We start from the raw sequence: 16103 nt of genomic DNA, 5'->3' as shown, positions 1-16103 counted from the left end.
CCATTCCGCCAACAGGACAGGATGGCTTTCCTTGAAAATGGTGCGATTAAATCGTACCATGCCTGTGAACGGAATAAGGAGCCAGTCATGGGTCAGGTCGACAAACGCAGCATTACGCTTTCGCCGGAACTGGCGGCAGCTGTCGATGATGTCGTTGCTGCTGGCGAATATGCGTCGGCAAGCGAAGTAATCCGCGATGCGCTCAGGCAGTGGAAGGATCGTCGCGACCTCTTCGGCTACACGGTGGAGGAACTGCGCAAGCTGGTGCAGGAAGGGATCGACAGCGGGCCGGGACGATTTGCATCGATGGATGAAATCAAGGCCGAGGCACGGAGACGCTTGCGGTCTAGCAGTGCAGCATGAATTCGCTGGCGATTCTCCGGAACGCACGCGCTGAAGACGATCTGATCACGATCTGGTTGCATATTGCGCGCGATAACGAGGCTGCAGCCGACCGGCTGCTCGATCGCATCGAAGCACGGTGGCAACAATTGGCCGCCTATCCATTCTCAGGCGCGCCACGCGATGATATTGCGCCTGGCACCCGACATTTGGTCGTCGGTGACTATCTCACTCTCTATTGTGTCAGCGGCGACGCGATCGAAATTCTTCGCGTGCTGCACGGCCATCGCAAGATCGAAGCCGACGATCTCGGGTCGTGACGGATCCGCTCACCCGCTGATCTCGTCCAGCGAGGCCTCGATCGCCTTCCAGAGTTCCTCGACCGGTTCACAGCCGACGGAGACGCGGACGAAACCTGGCGGCACCGCATCGCCGCGCTTCAAGCGCCGTTCGGCCGAGGTATGGACGCCGCCAAAAGATGTCGCCGCTTGCATCAGCTGGCAATTGTTGATGAAATCCTCGGCCTTCTCCTCCGAGGCGAGTTCGAACGAGATCAGAAAGCCGAATCGTTCCATCTGCGCGCGGGCAAGATTGTGCGACGGGTCGCTTTCCAATCCGGGATAACGCAGGCCGCTGATCGCTCTGTGGCCCTGCAGCCGTCGGGCGATCACTTCCGCCGAGGAGCACATGCGGTCGAAGCGCACGTCGAGTGTCTCCAGGCCGCGATGCACCAGCCAGGCTTCGAACGGCCCGGGAATGCTGCCTGACACCTCGCGCCAGCCGGTCACGGCGGTGATGATATCCGCATTACGGCTGGCGACATGGCCAAACAGCACGTCGGAATGGCCATTGGGCGCCTTGGTGTCTGCGGCCACCACGATATCGGCGCCATGATCGAGCGGTCGTTGCCCAAAAGGCGTCATCGTCGTGTTGTCGATCGCAAGCAGCGTACCTGCTTTGTGAGCCGCGGCGGCTACGGCCGCTATGTCGCAGATATCCAGCCCCGGATTGGCGGGGGTTTCGACGAAGGCAAGCCGATAGCCGTCGAAGCCTCCATCGAGGAAGGTGGATGTCGGGCGGACATCGTAATCGACGCCAAACGGTTTCAGGAAACGGTCGACCAGCGCCCTTGTCGTGTGATAGCCGTCCGACGGCAGCAGAATACGATCGCCAGCCTTGAGCAGCGCGAAAAACACCGAGCAAATCGCGGCCATCCCCGAGGGAAAGGCCACGCAGGGCGCGCCTTCCAGATGAGATAGCATGTGCTCGACGGCAGCCCATGTCGGGTTGCTGAAGCGGCCATACTGGTGATAGCCGGTTGCGTCGCCGGGCGTGTGGTAGATGGCGGCCATGGTCAGCGGCAGAGGAATCGGATCGCCCTTTGCGAGCCCGCTGTTGCGCAGATGAGGAAGTGCCGCGGCGCGCGTGTTCGTTGATCCTGGCATCGATTCTCAACCCTTCTTGGTGACCGGTCGGACGCGAGCGACGCTATGCCCGGCAGCCGTTCGCGGCAAGGCGCGTCCGGTTGGGCCAGACGGCTCTAAACGCTTCGTTAGGCTTAATGGATCATAAAAACGAGACGTGCCGCTGCGGCTGCTCTGATTGGTCGCGGCACGTGTTGTGAAGCTTATTCCCGTTGACGCCCATAGTGCCCCATGATATCCCATTCCAACACTCAAGCCTTCGTTCCGTGTCAGGTTAAAGCGTACGCCAATCGGGTAGCCGCGGCGGCTGCGCGTTTGCCGGTTTTTGCCTGTTTGGACGGGGTGAGTGCGGGGCAGGGAACGCGCTGCGGCGGCGCGTGCGACACGATGAAGAGGGGTGCGGCGGCGCAAGCGGCTGTGACGTGTGATGGACCGGTTTCTGTCGAACACGGTGAGCAGGATCGATGCGAAGGGGCGGGTGTCCGTTCCGGCGCATTTCCGTGCTGTCGTGCAGAAGCGCGGCTATTCGGAACTTTACGCACTGCGCTGTCTCGATCTGCCGGCGATAGATGTCGGCGGGCTCGATCTTCTCGATCGCTACGAGCAGCGCATCGCTCAGGAAGATCCCTTCCTGCAGACGGCGGACGACATGTCGTTCTTCTGCCATGGCGACGGAGCATTCCTGAAACTCGATCAGGATGGCCGTATCACGATGACCGATTTCATCCGCGAGCACACTGGCATCTCGGCGGAGGTGGCCTTTGTCGGCCGTGGCAATTTCTTTCAGATCTGGGAGCCGGCACGGCTTGCCGCCTACGGGGCGCAGGCGCGGGCCAGGCTTTTGCAGCTTCGGCAGGGGACGAAGGCTCACGAGGCCAAGGCTGGGGAGCGACCGGAATGACGGCGGGCCACGGCGATGACCTTCACGCCGTTGGCGGATCGGCCCGCCACATTCCGGTCCTCCTTGGCGAAGTGCTCGCGGCACTGGCGCCGGCGGAGGGCGACATCATCATCGACGGCACGTTCGGCGCCGGCGGCTACACCAAAGCCATCCTGGCGACCGGCGCTTCCGTGGTGGCGATCGATCGCGATCCTGATGCGATCGCGGCCGGGCGCGCCCTCGAGGCGCAGTCGGGCGGCCGACTGAGGCTGGTGCAGGCGCCGTTCTCCACGCTCGACGAACATGTCGAGAGCGCCGACGGCGTCGTACTCGACATTGGCGTGTCCTCCATGCAACTCGACCAGGCCGAACGCGGATTTTCCTTCCGCACCGACGGGCCGCTCGACATGCGCATGGCGCAGGCGGGCTTGAGCGCCGCCGATGTTGTCAACAGTTTCAAGCCGGGCGATCTCGCCCGCATCTTCGGCTTCCTCGGCGAAGAGCGTCACGCCGGCCGCATCGCCCGCATGATCGAGGCACGCCGTGAAAAGCGCCCATTCGAACGCACGCTCGAACTCGCTGACGCCATCGAGACGCATATCGGCCGCGCACCGAAGGACAAGATCCATCCCGCCACCCGCGTCTTCCAGGCGCTGCGCATCTTCGTCAATGACGAGCTTGGCGAACTGGCCAAGGCCCTGTTCGCGGCCGAACGCGCGTTGAAACCGGGCGGACGCCTCGTCGTGGTGACGTTCCATTCGCTGGAAGACCGCATCGTCAAGCGCTTCATCGCCGACCGCGCCGATGCCGCCAGCGGCTCGCGCTACATGCCCGAGGCGCAGGCGCGCAGCGCCACCTTCCGTAAGACCGGTGGCGGCGTGACGCCCGGCGACGCCGAGATCGCGGCCAATCCGCGCGCCCGCTCGGCCAGGCTGCGTGCGGCGATCCGCACCGAGGCTCCGGCGCGCGCCGGCGATTTTTCGATCTTCGGCCTTCCAAAACTTCCCGGTATCGACCGGCCGGGGGAGAGGTAAGCACGTGTTCCGTACCAGCGACATTGTCCTGATCGCCGTCATGGTTTCGGCTGCGGCCCTGACCTACAAAACCAAGCGCGAGGCCGAGGACCAGTTGGCGGCGGTGCAGAAGATCCATACCCAGATCCGTTATGAGGAGGAGACGATCGACCTGCTCAAGGCCGACTGGAGCCTGCTCACCCAACCGTCGCGGCTGCAGAAGCTGACCGAACTCTACAAGTCGCAACTCGCACTCGAGCCGGTCAGCGGGCGCCAGATCGTGGGCTTGAGCGATCTGCCGGCGAAGGCCCTGGACATTCAAGACATCCTGAACGGACGCCAAGGCACCATGGCCGACAATTCCGACAAGGCGCCCTCGGGCGGCAGGGACCCCGTCGTGACCGGAGGCATCGCCCAATGATCGGAATTGGCAAACTGCTGAAGCGTCGCGCCAGGACGGGTGAAGATGGATCGATCGTTGTCGACGGCGCCCGCAAGGCGACCGGCGGCAAGGGCAAGGCGCGCATCGTGATGACGATGGCGGTGTTTTTCGGCATCTTCTCGACCATTTCTGGGCGTCTGGTCTATCTCGGTTTCCAGACGCCCGACCTGTCGGGCGGCCCGCAGAGCCGGATCACAGCCTCGCGGCCCGACATTGTCGATCGCAATGGCGAAGTGCTGGCGACCGACATCAAGACAGCGTCGCTGTTCGCGGAGCCGCGCCGCATTGTCGATGCCGACGAGGCGATCGAAAAACTGTCGACCGTGCTGCCCGAGATCGATTACGAGCAGACCTACCACAAGCTCAAGAGCGGTGCCGGCTTCGTCTGGCTGCAGCGGCAGCTGACGCCCAAGCAGCAAGCCGACATCATGCAGCTTGGCATTCCCGGCTTCGGCTTCCGTACCGAAAAGCGCCGCTTCTATCCGAGCGGCGAGACCTCTTCCTATGTCGTCGGCCTGACCAACATCGACAACCAGGGCATCTCCGGCATGGAGAAATATATCGATGAGCAGGGCCTGAGCGATCTGCAGGCGTCGGGCTTGGCGGTGGCCAAGGATCTCAAGCCAGTAAAGCTTTCGATCGATCTGCGGGTCCAGCATGTGGTGCGCGACGAGATCGCCGCCGGCCTGGAGCGTTATCGCGCCGTCGGCGCTGGCGCCGTTGTGCTGAACGTCAAGACCGGCGAAGTGATAGCCATGGCATCGGTGCCGGATTTTGATCCGAACAATCCTTACAATGCGCAGGAAAAGGACCGGCTGAACCGGATGTCGGCGGGTCTCTATGAGATGGGCTCGACCTTCAAGAGCTTCACATCGGCCATGGCGCTTGATTCCGGCAAGGCGACGATGGCGAGCCGCTTCGATGCTTCGCATCCAATCCGGGTCGGGCATCAGGCCATCCATGATTTCCACGGCAAGAACCGTGTGCTGTCGTTGCCGGAGGTGTTCCTCTATTCGTCCAACATCGGGTCGGCCAGGGAGGCCGAGTTGGTCGGCATCGAGGCGCACAGGGAATTCCTGCATCGCCTTGGCATCCTGGAAAGGATGCAGACCGAACTGCCGGAAGTCGCCCGCCCGACCGAACCGAAGGTCTGGAAACAGGTCAATTCGTTCACCATCGCCTTCGGCCACGGCGTGTCGACGACGCCGCTGCAGGCGGCCGTAGGCTGCGCGGCATTGATGAATGGCGGCTACCTGATGCAGCCGACATTCCTGGTCCGCAGCCAGCAGGAGGCGATGGCGGCGGCGAAGAAAGTGGTTAGCGAAAAGACAGTCGAAGGTATGCGCTACCTCTATTCGCTCAACGCCGAGAAGGGTTCGGCCAGAAACGCCAGAGTTCCCGGCTACCGCGTTGGCGGCAAGACCGGAACGGCCGAGAAGGTCATCAACGGCCGTTACTCGAAAGACTTGAATTTCAATACCTTCGTCGCCGCCTTCCCGATGGACGATCCGCAATACCTGGTGTTTACGATTGCCGACGCCCCGCACCCGGAAAAGCCTGGCATGACAGACGTCGCGGCCGCCAATGCGGGGGTTATCGCCGGCAATATTATCAGGCGTTCAGCGGCCATGCTTGGCGTGAAACCCGATTTCAGCCATGAAAATGGTGCAACGCTGGTTTCCTATGAGTGATTCTTGGGGCGCGCCGGCGACTGCGCGCTCTTTAATATTGCGGTGAACGGAACTCAATGAAGCTCAGAGATCTAGCCGGTGTCCTGCCAGTCGAAGGAACAGATTCCGCCGATCTGGAGGTCACCGGGATTTCGTCCGATTCCCGCCAGGTAAAACCGGGCGTCGTCTTTTTTGCGCTCGCCGGCACCAAAGCGGACGGTTCGGCCTACGCTGCCGACGCGGCAAGGCGCGGCGCGCTTGCGATCGTGACAAGCAAAGGCAGTTCCGTTGCCGGACTGCCGGTTCCGGTGCTGGTGGTCGACGATCCGCGCCTGGCACTGGCGCTCAGTGCTTCCACCTATTTCGGCAAGCAGCCGCAAACCATGGTCGCCGTCACCGGCACCAGCGGCAAGACCTCGGTCGCCGCCTTCACCAGGCAGATCTGGGAGCAGGCGGGGTATGCCGCCGCTTCGATCGGCACCACCGGCGTGGTGGCGCCCGGCCGCAACGAGTATGGCTCACTGACGACGCCCGACCCGGTCGCCCTGCATCAACTGCTGAGGGAATTGGCCGATGCCGGCGTCACCCATGCCTCGATGGAAGCCTCCAGTCATGGGCTCGACCAGCGCCGCCTCGACGGCGTGAAATTGGCGGCCGGCGGCTTCACCAATCTTGGCCGCGACCACATGGATTACCATCCGACGGTCGAGGACTATCATTGCGCCAAACTGCGCCTGTTCGACACGCTGCTGCCGAAAGGTGCGCCGGCGGTCATTTTCGCCGACGATCCGTGGTCGGCGCCGACAATCCAGGCGGCGCGGGCGGCCGGGCTCCAGGTGCTGACGGTTGGCCGCCACGGCGATTTCCTGAAACTGAAGCGGGTCGAGCATGAGCGCCACCGCCAACGCGCCGAGGTGGAGGCCGACGGCGTGATTCACGAGATCGACCTGCCGCTGGCTGGCGATTTCCAGATCGCGAACGCACTGGTTTCGGCGGGGCTCGCCATTTCCACGGGAACACCCATCGCCAAAGCCTTGATGGCCTTGGAAAAACTGAAGGGCGCGCCTGGCCGCCTCGACCTCGTCGGAACCACTGCCAGCGGCGCACCAGTCTATGTCGACTATGCCCACAAGCCCGATGCGCTGGAAAACGTGCTGGCCTCGGTAAGGCCGTTCACGACGGGCCGCGTCATGGTCGTGTTCGGTTGCGGCGGCGACCGTGACCGGGGAAAAAGGCCGATCATGGGCGAGATCGCGACCCGGCTTGCCGATGTCGTCATCGTCACCGACGACAATCCGCGCTCGGAAGTGCCCGAGACGATCCGCGCCGCCATTCTTGCCGCCGCACCCGGCGCCATCGAGATCGGCGACCGACGCCAGGCGATCCACGAGGCTGTCGGCATGCTTCATGCCGGCGACACGCTGATCGTGGCCGGCAAGGGCCATGAGGAAGGCCAGACGATCGGCTCCGAGACCCTGCATTTTTCCGATCACGAGGAAGTCCGCGCCGCCCTGCGGGAGCGTGCCGCATGAGTCTTCTGTGGACCTCCGAGGCGCTGGTTGCCGCCATGGACGGGCGGCCGCTTGGTCCTATGCCCGAAGGAATATCGGGGATTTCGATCGACAGCCGCAGCCTGCAGCCAGGTGACGCCTTCTTCGCCATCAAGGGCGAGGCGATGGACGGCCACGACTTCGTCACCGCGGCCATCAAGGCCGGCGCCGGCTTGCTGGTGGTGGCGGAGGGCAAGCTGCCGTCTCTCGGCCGGCTGACGGCACCGATCATCGTCGTCGAGGATGTGCTGGCCGCCCTGGAGAAGCTCGGGATCGCAGCACGTGGCCGTTCGCAGGCCAAAATCATCGCGGTGACCGGTTCGGCCGGCAAGACCACCACCAAGGAAGCGCTGCGCCATGTATTGTCGGCCGTCGGCAAGGTGCATGCCTCGGCGCAGTCCTTCAACAATCATTGGGGCGTGCCGCTGACGCTGGCGCGCATGCCCGCCGATTGCGACTATGCCGTGTTCGAGATCGGCATGAACCATCCCGACGAGATCCGGCCGCTGGTGAAGATGGTGCGGCCGCATGTCGCCATCGTCACCATGATCGCGGCCGCGCATCTGGGCTTCTTCCGCAATCTGGACGAGATCGCCCAGGCCAAGGCCGAGATTTTCGAAGGGCTGGAGCCCGAAGGTGCCGCCGTCCTCAATCGCGACGACGCGCGCTTCAAGCTTCTTGACAAGATGGCGCATGCCGCCGGCGTCGAGCATGTCTACGGCTTCGGCGAGAATGCGCGCTCGAGCTTCAGGCTCACCAAATGCGAACTCCACGCCGACCATTCCGATATCGCCGCCAGGATCGGCAGCCACGAGGTGACGGCCCGCATCGGCGCGCCCGGCCGGCATATGGTGCAGAACGTGCTGGCGGTGCTGGGCACAGCGCATCTGGTGGGCGCGGATATCGACAGAGTTGCATTGGCGCTGGCTGATCTCTCCGCCGAGCGCGGGCGCGGCAGGCGCCATGTGCTGCGGCATCCACAGGGCCTGATTACCCTGATCGACGAGAGCTACAACGCCAATCCCGCCTCGATGGGGGCCGCCATGGCGCTGCTCAACGCGACGCCGGTAACGGGCGAGGGCCGGCGCATCGCCGTGCTTGGCGATATGCTCGAACTCGGCGACCACTCGGCCAAGCTGCATGCCGGTCTTGCCGATCTCATCGTCGGCACCGGCACGCGGACCGTCTTCCTCGGCGGCCCCGAAATGCGGGCGCTGGCGCAAGCGCTGCCGGACGACGTCAAGACGGAATACCGCGCCGGTGTCGAAGAGCTGAAGCCGGTGCTGCTTGCCGCGCTGAAGCCGGGCGACGTGGTGATGATCAAATCGTCGAAGGGCATCGGTTTTGCAAAACTGGTCGATGCCTTGCTGGGCAAATACCCGGCTGAAACGACAACCAGCAAACTGACCTAGATCAAGCCGGGGACGAAAAGCGCATGTTCACACTGCTGGTCGATTTCGCGGACAAGATCTCGGTCTTCAACGTTTTCCGCTATATCACCTTCCGCACCGGAGGGGCGCTGATCACCTCGGCGCTGATCGTCTTCATCTTCGGGCCGACCATCATCAACTCGCTGCGGCTGCGCCAGGGCAAGGGCCAGCCGATCCGCGCCGACGGGCCGCAGACGCATTTCAAGAAGGCCGGCACACCGACCATGGGCGGACTGATGATCCTGTCGGGCATCATCGGCTCGTCGCTTCTGTGGGCGAACCTGTCGAGCATCTATGTCTGGGTGGTGCTGCTGGTGACGCTGGGCTTCGGCTCGATCGGGTTCTACGACGACTATCTGAAGGTGACCAAGCAGTCGCATCTGGGCTTTTCCGGCAAGGCGCGGCTGGGGCTCGAATTCATCATCGCCGGCATCGCCGCCTGGGTGATCATGCGTAACGGCCAGGCGCCGTTCTCGTCGTCGCTGACGTTCCCCTTCGCCAAGGAATTCATCGTCAACCTCGGCTGGTTCTTCATTCCGTTCTCCTGCTTCGTCATCGTCGGCGCCGGCAATGCAGTGAACCTGACCGACGGCCTCGACGGTCTGGCGATCGTGCCAATCATGATCGCGGCGGCATCCTTCGGCGTCATCGCCTATCTCTCGGGTAATGCGGTGTTCGCCGAATATCTGCAGATCCATTTCGTTCCCGGCACCGGTGAACTGGCGGTCGTGCTGGGCGCCGTCATCGGCGCCGGCCTCGGCTTCCTCTGGTTCAACGCGCCGCCGGCGGCAATCTTCATGGGCGACACCGGCTCGCTGGCCATGGGCGGCCTGATCGGCACGGTCGCAGTGGCCACCAAGCACGAGATCGTGCTGGTCATCGTCGGCGGCCTGTTCGTGGTCGAGATCCTGTCCGTCATCATTCAGGTCGGCTACTTCAAGATGACGGGCAAGCGCGTCTTCCTGATGGCGCCGATCCACCATCATTTCGAAAAGCTCGGCTGGACCGAAAGCCAGGTGGTGATCCGCTTCTGGATCATTGCCGTCATCCTGGCGCTGGTAGGCCTGTCCACCCTCAAGCTGAGATAGGCAACACCTTGATCCCCGCCGCATCCTTCGCAGGCAAGCAGGTTTCGCTCTTCGGGCTGGGTGGTTCGGGGATGGCGACGGCGCGCGCGCTGATCGAGGGCGGCGCGCAGGTGCTGGCCTGGGACGACAATCCCGACAGTGTCGCCAAGGCCGCCGCCACAGGCATCGCGACCGGCGATCTGCGCGGCGCCGACTGGGCGAAATTCTCGGCCTTCGTGCTGTCGCCCGGCGTGCCGCTGACGCATCCCAAGCCGCACTGGACGGTAGAGCTTGCGCGCGGCGCCGGCGTCGAGATCATTGGCGACGTCGAGTTGTTCTGCAGGGAGCGGATGCTCAGCGCGCCGACGGCTCCTTTCATCGGCATCACCGGCACCAATGGCAAATCGACGACGACCGCGCTGGCGGCGCATATCCTCAAGGCCTCCGGCCGCGACACGCAGATGGGCGGCAATATCGGCCGCGCGGTGATGACGCTCCATCCGCCGAAGCCTGACCGCCACTATGTGGTCGAGTGCTCGTCCTACCAGATCGACCTTGCTCCATCGATCAACCCGACGGCCGGTATCCTGCTCAACCTGACACCAGATCATCTCGATCGCCACGGCACCATGCAGCACTACGCCTCGATCAAGGAGCGGCTGGTGGCGGGCAGCGAGACAGCGATCATCGGCATCGACGATTCCTGGTGCGCGCAGATCGCCGAGCGGTTGGAGCGGGCAGGCCGCCAGGTCATCCGCATTTCCAAGCGGCTGCCGCTGACCGACGGCTATTTCGCCGACGGCACCAATCTGATGGAAGCCGTGCACGGCCGCTACAGCCGGGTCGCCTTCCTCGAGGGCATCGGCTCGCTGCGTGGCCAGCACAATGCGCAGAACGCGCTCGCCGCGGTCGCCGCCTGTCTCAAGGTCGGCCTCGACCTCGGCGAGATCCAGTCCGGGCTGGAGAGTTTCCCGGGCCTCGCCCACCGCATGGAGCAGGTCGGCCGCAAGGACCATGTGCTGTTCGTCAACGATTCCAAGGCGACCAATGCCGATGCGGCCGCGCCCGCGCTGTCCAGCTTCAACCGCATCTACTGGATCGCGGGCGGCCTGCCCAAGGAAGGCGGGATTGAACCGCTGCGCGGCTTCTTTCCGCGCATCGCCAAGGCTTATCTGATCGGCGAGGCGGCGCCCGCTTTTTCGGCGACGCTGGGCGAGGCGGTGCCCTACGAGATATCGGGGACGCTGGCCGCCGCGGTCGAGCACGCCGCGCATGACGCGGCCAAGGAGGATGGCGGCGAGGCGGTGGTGCTGTTGTCACCGGCCTGCGCCAGTTTCGACCAGTTCAAGAATTTCGAAGTTCGCGGCGAAGCCTTCAGGCAAGCTGCGAGCGCTATAGATGGCGTCAAACCCATCGGAGAGGCACGATAATGCAGAGCCGTCTCGATAAAAGTCCCGTCGCAACCTGGTGGTGGACGATCGATCGCTGGTTCCTGGCGGCATTCCTATCGCTGATGGGGCTCGGCATCGTGCTGTCCTTCGCCGCGAGCCCGGCGGTCGCCGAACGCATCGGCCTCGACAGTTTCCACTTCGCCACCAGGCAGATCATCTTCACCGTGCCGGCGCTCGGCGTGATGCTGGCGGTATCCTTCCTCGATTCCAGGCAGATCCGGCGCATGTCGCTGATCATGCTGTGCCTCATGCTGGTGCTGATGGTCGCGGTGCTCTATGTCGGCGTCGAAGTGAAGGGCGCGCGGCGCTGGGTTTCGCTCGCCGGCCTGTCGATCCAGCCGTCGGAATTCCTGAAGCCGGCCTTCGTCATCATGTGCGCCTGGCTGTTCGCCGAACACAAGCGCCAGCCCGACATTCCCGGCAACCTGTTCGCCATGCTGCTTCTGGTGTTCGTCGTATCGCTGCTGGTGGCGCAGCCGGACCTCGGCCAGACCATGCTGACGACCGGCACCTGGGGCATCATGTTCTTCATGGCGGGGCTGCCTTGGCTGTGGATCATCGTGCTGGGCGCCGCCGGCGTCGGCGGTGTCTTCGCCGCCTATACGGTGTTTCCGCACGTTGCCCTGCGCATCGACAAGTTCCTCACCGGCGAGGGCGACACGTTCCAGGTCGATATGGGGCGCGACGCGCTGATTAATGGCGGCTGGTTCGGCGTCGGGCCGGGCGAGGGCACGGTCAAGCGGGTCATCCCCGACAGCCACGCCGACTTCGTGTTCTCGGTCGCGGGCGAGGAGTTCGGGCTGATCATGTGCTTCTTCATCATGTCGATCTTCGCCTTCATTGTGCTGCGCGGGCTCAACACGGCACTCAAGGAACATGACGACTTCACCCGCTATGCGGTCGGCGGCCTCGTCACCGTGTTCGGCCTGCAGGCCGTCATCAACATGTGCGTCAACCTGCAGCTGGTGCCGGCCAAGGGCATGACGCTGCCCTTCATCTCCTACGGTGGTTCCTCGCAGATCGCGATCGCCATCTCCATGGGCATGGTGCTGGCGCTGACGCGCAAGCGACCTGAAAAACGCAAGCAGATGGGCTTCACGCTGCCACAGCGCGCCCTGCCGGCGGAGTGATATGGCGAGGGGTGTCATCCTTCTTTCGGCGGGCGGAACCGGCGGACATCTGTTTCCGGCCGAGGCGCTGGCGTATGAGCTCGCCGAGCGCGGCTGGACGGTGCATCTGGCGACGGACGAGCGCGCCGAGCGATTTGCCAGCCGCTTCCCGGCCGCCGCCATCCATCCGATCCAGTCGGCGACGATGGGTTCGAAGAACCCTTTCGCCTTGCTCGGGGCCTTCTGGAAAATCTGGCGCGGCGTACGGCAGGCGTCCACCATTATCGGCAGGATCAAGCCGGACGCCGTCGTCGGCTTCGGCGGCTACCCGACCCTGCCGCCGCTCTATGCGGCGACACGGCGCAAGGTGCCGACTTTGGTCCATGAGCAGAACGCGGTGATGGGGCGCGCCAACCGGGCGCTGGCCGGCCGTGTCGATGCCATAGCCGGCGGTTTCCTGCCGCAGGACGCGAGTGCCGCCGGCGCCAAGACGGTGACGACAGGCAATCCGGTCAGGCCGGCTGTGCTGGAAGCGGCCAAGACACCTTATACGGCATCGACCGGGGAGGAGCCGTTCCGCTTGCTGGTGTTCGGCGGCAGCCAGGGCGCCCAGTTTTTTTCCGATGCCATGCCGGGGGCGATCGCACTGCTTTCCGATGCACAGCGCAAGCGGCTCGCGATCACGCAGCAGGCGCGTGCCGATGACGTGGGGCGGGTGAAGGCGGCCTATGCCGCGCTTGGCGTCGCCGCCGAGGTTTCGCCCTTCTTCACCGACATGGCGGCACGCATGGCGGGGGCGCATCTGGTGATCTCACGTTCCGGTGCCTCGACCGTCTCGGAGATCGCCGTCATCGGACGACCGGCGTTGCTGGTGCCCTATCCCTACGCGCTCGACCACGACCAGGCGGCGAATGCGGCGGCCCTTGCCGCCGCCGGCGGCGGCGAGGTGCACCCACAATCCTCGCTGTCGCCCGAGCGCATTGCAACCCTCCTTGGCGGACTGATGGACGCCCCCGAGCGGCTGGCGGCGATGGCGGCTGGGGCGAAATCGGCTGGCAGGCCGCATGCGGCACGGTTGCTCGCCGATCTCACAGAGGCTATTGCGTCCAGAAAAACCGTTTCGGACTTCAGGAAGGGGACGCACGCATGAAAATGCCGCAGACCATCGGCCTCGTGCATTTCATCGGAATTGGCGGCATCGGCATGAGCGGCATCGCCGAGGTGCTGCACAATCTCGGCTACAAGGTGCAAGGGTCCGATCAGGCCGACAGCGCCAACGTGCAGCGCCTGCGCGACAAGGGCATCGAATGCTTCGTCGGCCACAAGGCCGAAAACCTCGGCGATGCCGAGGTCATCGTCGTCTCGACGGCGATCAAGAAATCCAATCCGGAGCTCAAGGCCGCGCGTGAAAGGCTGCTGCCGATCGTGCGTCGCGCCGAGATGCTGGCCGAGCTGATGCGCTTCCGCCAGGCGGTGGCCATCGGCGGCACGCACGGCAAGACGACGACGACCTCCATGGTGGCGACGCTGCTCGAAGCCGGCGGGCTCGATCCGACCGTCATCAATGGCGGCATCATCAATGCCTATGGCACCAATGCGCGCATGGGCGACGGCGAATGGATGGTGGTCGAGGCCGACGAGAGCGACGGCACCTTCCTCAAGCTGCCGGCCGACATCGCTGTCGTCACCAACATCGATCCCGAGCATCTCGACCACTATGGCAGTTTCGACAAGGTGCGCGAGGCATTCCGCCAGTTTGTCGAGAACGTGCCGTTCTACGGCTTCGGCGTGATGTGCACCGACCACCCGGAAGTGCAGGCGCTGGTCGGACGCATCGAGGATCGGCGCGTCATCACCTATGGCGAGAACGCGCAGGCCGATGTGCGCTTCACCAACCATCGCATGGCGGGTGCCACGTCCGAGTTCGACGTGGTGATCCGCGACCGCAAGACCGGCGGCCAGAAGACGATAGCGGACCTGCGGCTTCCAATGCCAGGCCGCCACAATGTTTCGAACGCCACCGCCGCGATCGCAGTGGCGCACGAACTAGGCCTGTCCGGGGAGGCGATCAAGAAGGGCCTGTCGTCCTTCGCCGGCGTCAAACGCCGCTTCACCCGTACCGGCTCCTGGAACGGCGTCGACATTTTCGACGATTACGGCCATCATCCGGTCGAGATCGCGGCCGTGCTCAAGGCGGCGCGCAGCGCCACCAAGGGACGCGTCATCGCCATTGCCCAGCCGCACCGCTTCACCCGGCTGCATGATCTGTTCAACGAGTTTTCGGCCTGCTTCAACGACGCCGATACGGTGATGGTCGCCCCTGTCTACGCGGCCGGCGAAGAGCCGATCGAGGGCGTGACTTCCGATGCGCTGGTGTCGCGCATCCGCGCCGGCGGCCATCGCGACGCCCGCTACATCGAAGGACCGGCCGATATCGCGCCGATCATCCGTGATCTCGCCAAGCCCGGCGATTTCGTCGTCTTCCTCGGCGCCGGCAATATCACCCAATGGGCTTATGCCTTGCCCAAGGAGCTTGCCGCCTCATGACGCACGGCCAGGCCCTGATCGACAGACTTGGCGACCGGCTTGCCGGCCTGCGTGGCCGTATCACGCCGAATGCCGAGATGGACAAGATCACCTGGTTCCGTGCCGGAGGGCTGGCGGAGGCGCTGTTCCAGCCGGCGGATGAAGAAGATCTCGCCGCCTTCCTCAGGGCGGTTCCCGAGGAAATTCCGCTGACCATCGTCGGCATTGGCTCGAACCTGCTGGTCAGGGATGGCGGCATTCCCGGCTTTGTCATCCGGCTTTCCGCTAAGGGGTTTGGTGAGGCCGAACTTGTTTCACCGATCAGGATCAGGGCAGGCACGGCGACGCCCGACAAGCGCGTGGCCGCCGTGGCGCTCGAGGCCGGCATTGGCGGCTTCCATTTCTACCACGGCATTCCAGGCGCCATTGGCGGCGCGCTCAGGATGAATGCTGGCGCCAATGGCGTCGAGACGCGCGAGCGGGTTGTCGAGGTGCGCGCGCTCGACCGCAAGGGCAATGTCCAGACGCTGAGCAATGCCGACATGGGTTATGCCTATCGCCATTCGGCCGCACCGACCGGGCTGATCTTCACCTCGGCCGTGTTCGAAGGGTTTGCCGAGGACAAGGCGGTGATCAAGGCGGCGATGGATGCCGTGCAGAACCACCGCGAGACCGTGCAGCCGATCCGCGAGAAGACCGGCGGGTCGACCTTCAAGAATCCCGAAGGCACCTCGGCCTGGAAGGAGATCGACAAGGCGGGCTGCCGCGGCCTGCTGATCGGCGGGGCGCAGATGTCGCCCATGCACTGCAACTTCATGATCAACACCGGCACCGCCACCGGTTACGACCTCGAATATCTCGGCGAGACGGTGCGGGCGCGCGTGCTCGAACATTCCGGCATCCGCCTGCACTGGGAGATCCAGCGCATCGGCAATTTCCGGCCCGGACATGCCGTGCAGGAGTTTCTCGGCCAACTGCTCTGACCTCAATCTCAATTCGCTTTAGTTGCCGGTGAAGTTCACGTGATGGTTGAACTTCAAACGCGTTCCCAGAGTGCGCAAAAAGCGTTGCTTCGGGGACTCACCGACACGGTTTTCACGTCCATTTTCTCAGAAAGTGAATCTCTCGGAATCATAAGCACTTGCCAGTAAATCAACTCTCTGATTCTCTGCTCCAAAGCGTTTCCTGATTTGAGTCGT

Annotated in this window: 15 protein-coding genes; 14 read left to right on the top strand and 1 reads right to left on the bottom strand. The window is 64.0% G+C overall.

Going from position 1 to position 16103, the window contains the following annotated elements:
• Positions 1-87 precede the first annotated feature (87 nt).
• Positions 88-363 (top strand): type II toxin-antitoxin system ParD family antitoxin, encoded by a 276-nt coding sequence (locus FJ934_RS06820; RefSeq protein WP_140608059.1) that lies wholly within the window; start codon positions 88-90, stop codon positions 361-363.
• Positions 360-662 (top strand): type II toxin-antitoxin system RelE/ParE family toxin, encoded by a 303-nt coding sequence (locus tag FJ934_RS06815; protein WP_140608057.1) that lies wholly within the window; start codon positions 360-362, stop codon positions 660-662. Before FJ934_RS06820 ends, FJ934_RS06815 begins: the two co-directional genes overlap by 4 nt.
• 9 nt (positions 663-671) lie before the next feature.
• Here the strand turns inward: FJ934_RS06815 and FJ934_RS06810 are convergent, their stop codons facing one another.
• Positions 672-1787, bottom strand: coding sequence for a cystathionine gamma-lyase (locus FJ934_RS06810; protein ID WP_140608055.1), 1116 nt, complete (start codon positions 1785-1787; stop codon positions 672-674).
• Between the two features lie 406 nt (positions 1788-2193).
• Between FJ934_RS06810 and mraZ the strand changes: the two genes are divergently transcribed.
• From mraZ to murB, 12 genes are read left to right on the top strand one after another with little or no spacing between them, the layout of a single operon-like run.
• Positions 2194-2667: a division/cell wall cluster transcriptional repressor MraZ gene (gene mraZ, locus FJ934_RS06805; protein ID WP_140608053.1), complete on the top strand. Its 474-nt coding sequence runs from the start codon at positions 2194-2196 to the stop codon at positions 2665-2667.
• Positions 2664-3680 (top strand): 16S rRNA (cytosine(1402)-N(4))-methyltransferase RsmH, encoded by a 1017-nt coding sequence (gene rsmH, locus FJ934_RS06800; protein WP_140608051.1) that lies wholly within the window; start codon positions 2664-2666, stop codon positions 3678-3680. Before mraZ ends, rsmH begins: the two co-directional genes overlap by 4 nt.
• 4 nt (positions 3681-3684) lie before the next feature.
• Positions 3685-4080 carry a hypothetical protein gene (locus tag FJ934_RS06795; RefSeq protein ID WP_140608049.1) on the top strand — a complete coding sequence of 132 codons (396 nt, stop codon included), beginning with the start codon at positions 3685-3687 and terminating at the stop codon, positions 4078-4080.
• On the top strand, positions 4077-5792 hold the full coding sequence (locus FJ934_RS06790; RefSeq protein ID WP_140608047.1) for a penicillin-binding protein 2: 1716 nt from the start codon (positions 4077-4079) through the stop codon (positions 5790-5792). Before FJ934_RS06795 ends, FJ934_RS06790 begins: the two co-directional genes overlap by 4 nt.
• Positions 5793-5848: 56 nt before the next feature.
• Positions 5849-7303: a UDP-N-acetylmuramoyl-L-alanyl-D-glutamate--2,6-diaminopimelate ligase gene (locus FJ934_RS06785; protein WP_140608045.1), complete on the top strand. Its 1455-nt coding sequence runs from the start codon at positions 5849-5851 to the stop codon at positions 7301-7303.
• Positions 7300-8733, top strand: coding sequence for a UDP-N-acetylmuramoylalanyl-D-glutamyl-2,6-diaminopimelate--D-alanyl-D-alanine ligase (locus tag FJ934_RS06780; RefSeq protein WP_140608043.1), 1434 nt, complete (start codon positions 7300-7302; stop codon positions 8731-8733). The genes FJ934_RS06785 and FJ934_RS06780 overlap by 4 nt, the downstream gene beginning before the upstream one ends.
• 23 nt (positions 8734-8756) lie before the next feature.
• Positions 8757-9839, top strand: a complete 1083-nt coding sequence (gene mraY, locus FJ934_RS06775; protein ID WP_140608041.1) for a phospho-N-acetylmuramoyl-pentapeptide-transferase — start codon at positions 8757-8759, stop codon at positions 9837-9839.
• Positions 9840-9847: 8 nt separating this feature from the next.
• Positions 9848-11248: a UDP-N-acetylmuramoyl-L-alanine--D-glutamate ligase gene (murD, locus tag FJ934_RS06770; RefSeq protein ID WP_140608039.1), complete on the top strand. Its 1401-nt coding sequence runs from the start codon at positions 9848-9850 to the stop codon at positions 11246-11248.
• Positions 11248-12399: a putative lipid II flippase FtsW gene (gene ftsW, locus FJ934_RS06765; protein ID WP_140608037.1), complete on the top strand. Its 1152-nt coding sequence runs from the start codon at positions 11248-11250 to the stop codon at positions 12397-12399. Before murD ends, ftsW begins: the two co-directional genes overlap by 1 nt.
• Before the next feature lies 1 nt (position 12400).
• On the top strand, positions 12401-13528 hold the full coding sequence (gene murG, locus FJ934_RS06760) for an undecaprenyldiphospho-muramoylpentapeptide beta-N-acetylglucosaminyltransferase (RefSeq protein WP_140608036.1): 1128 nt from the start codon (positions 12401-12403) through the stop codon (positions 13526-13528).
• Complete coding sequence (gene murC / locus FJ934_RS06755; protein WP_140608034.1) at positions 13525-14925, top strand: UDP-N-acetylmuramate--L-alanine ligase; 1401 nt, start codon at positions 13525-13527, stop codon at positions 14923-14925. Before murG ends, murC begins: the two co-directional genes overlap by 4 nt.
• Positions 14922-15887 (top strand): UDP-N-acetylmuramate dehydrogenase, encoded by a 966-nt coding sequence (gene murB / locus FJ934_RS06750; RefSeq protein WP_140608032.1) that lies wholly within the window; start codon positions 14922-14924, stop codon positions 15885-15887. Before murC ends, murB begins: the two co-directional genes overlap by 4 nt.
• Positions 15888-16103: the final 216 nt, after the last annotated feature.

The sequence above is a fragment of the Mesorhizobium sp. B2-4-12 genome (genome assembly GCF_006441575.1).
GTDB lineage: Bacteria > Pseudomonadota > Alphaproteobacteria > Rhizobiales > Rhizobiaceae > Mesorhizobium.
This window is presented reverse-complemented; position numbering and strand designations above follow the sequence as displayed.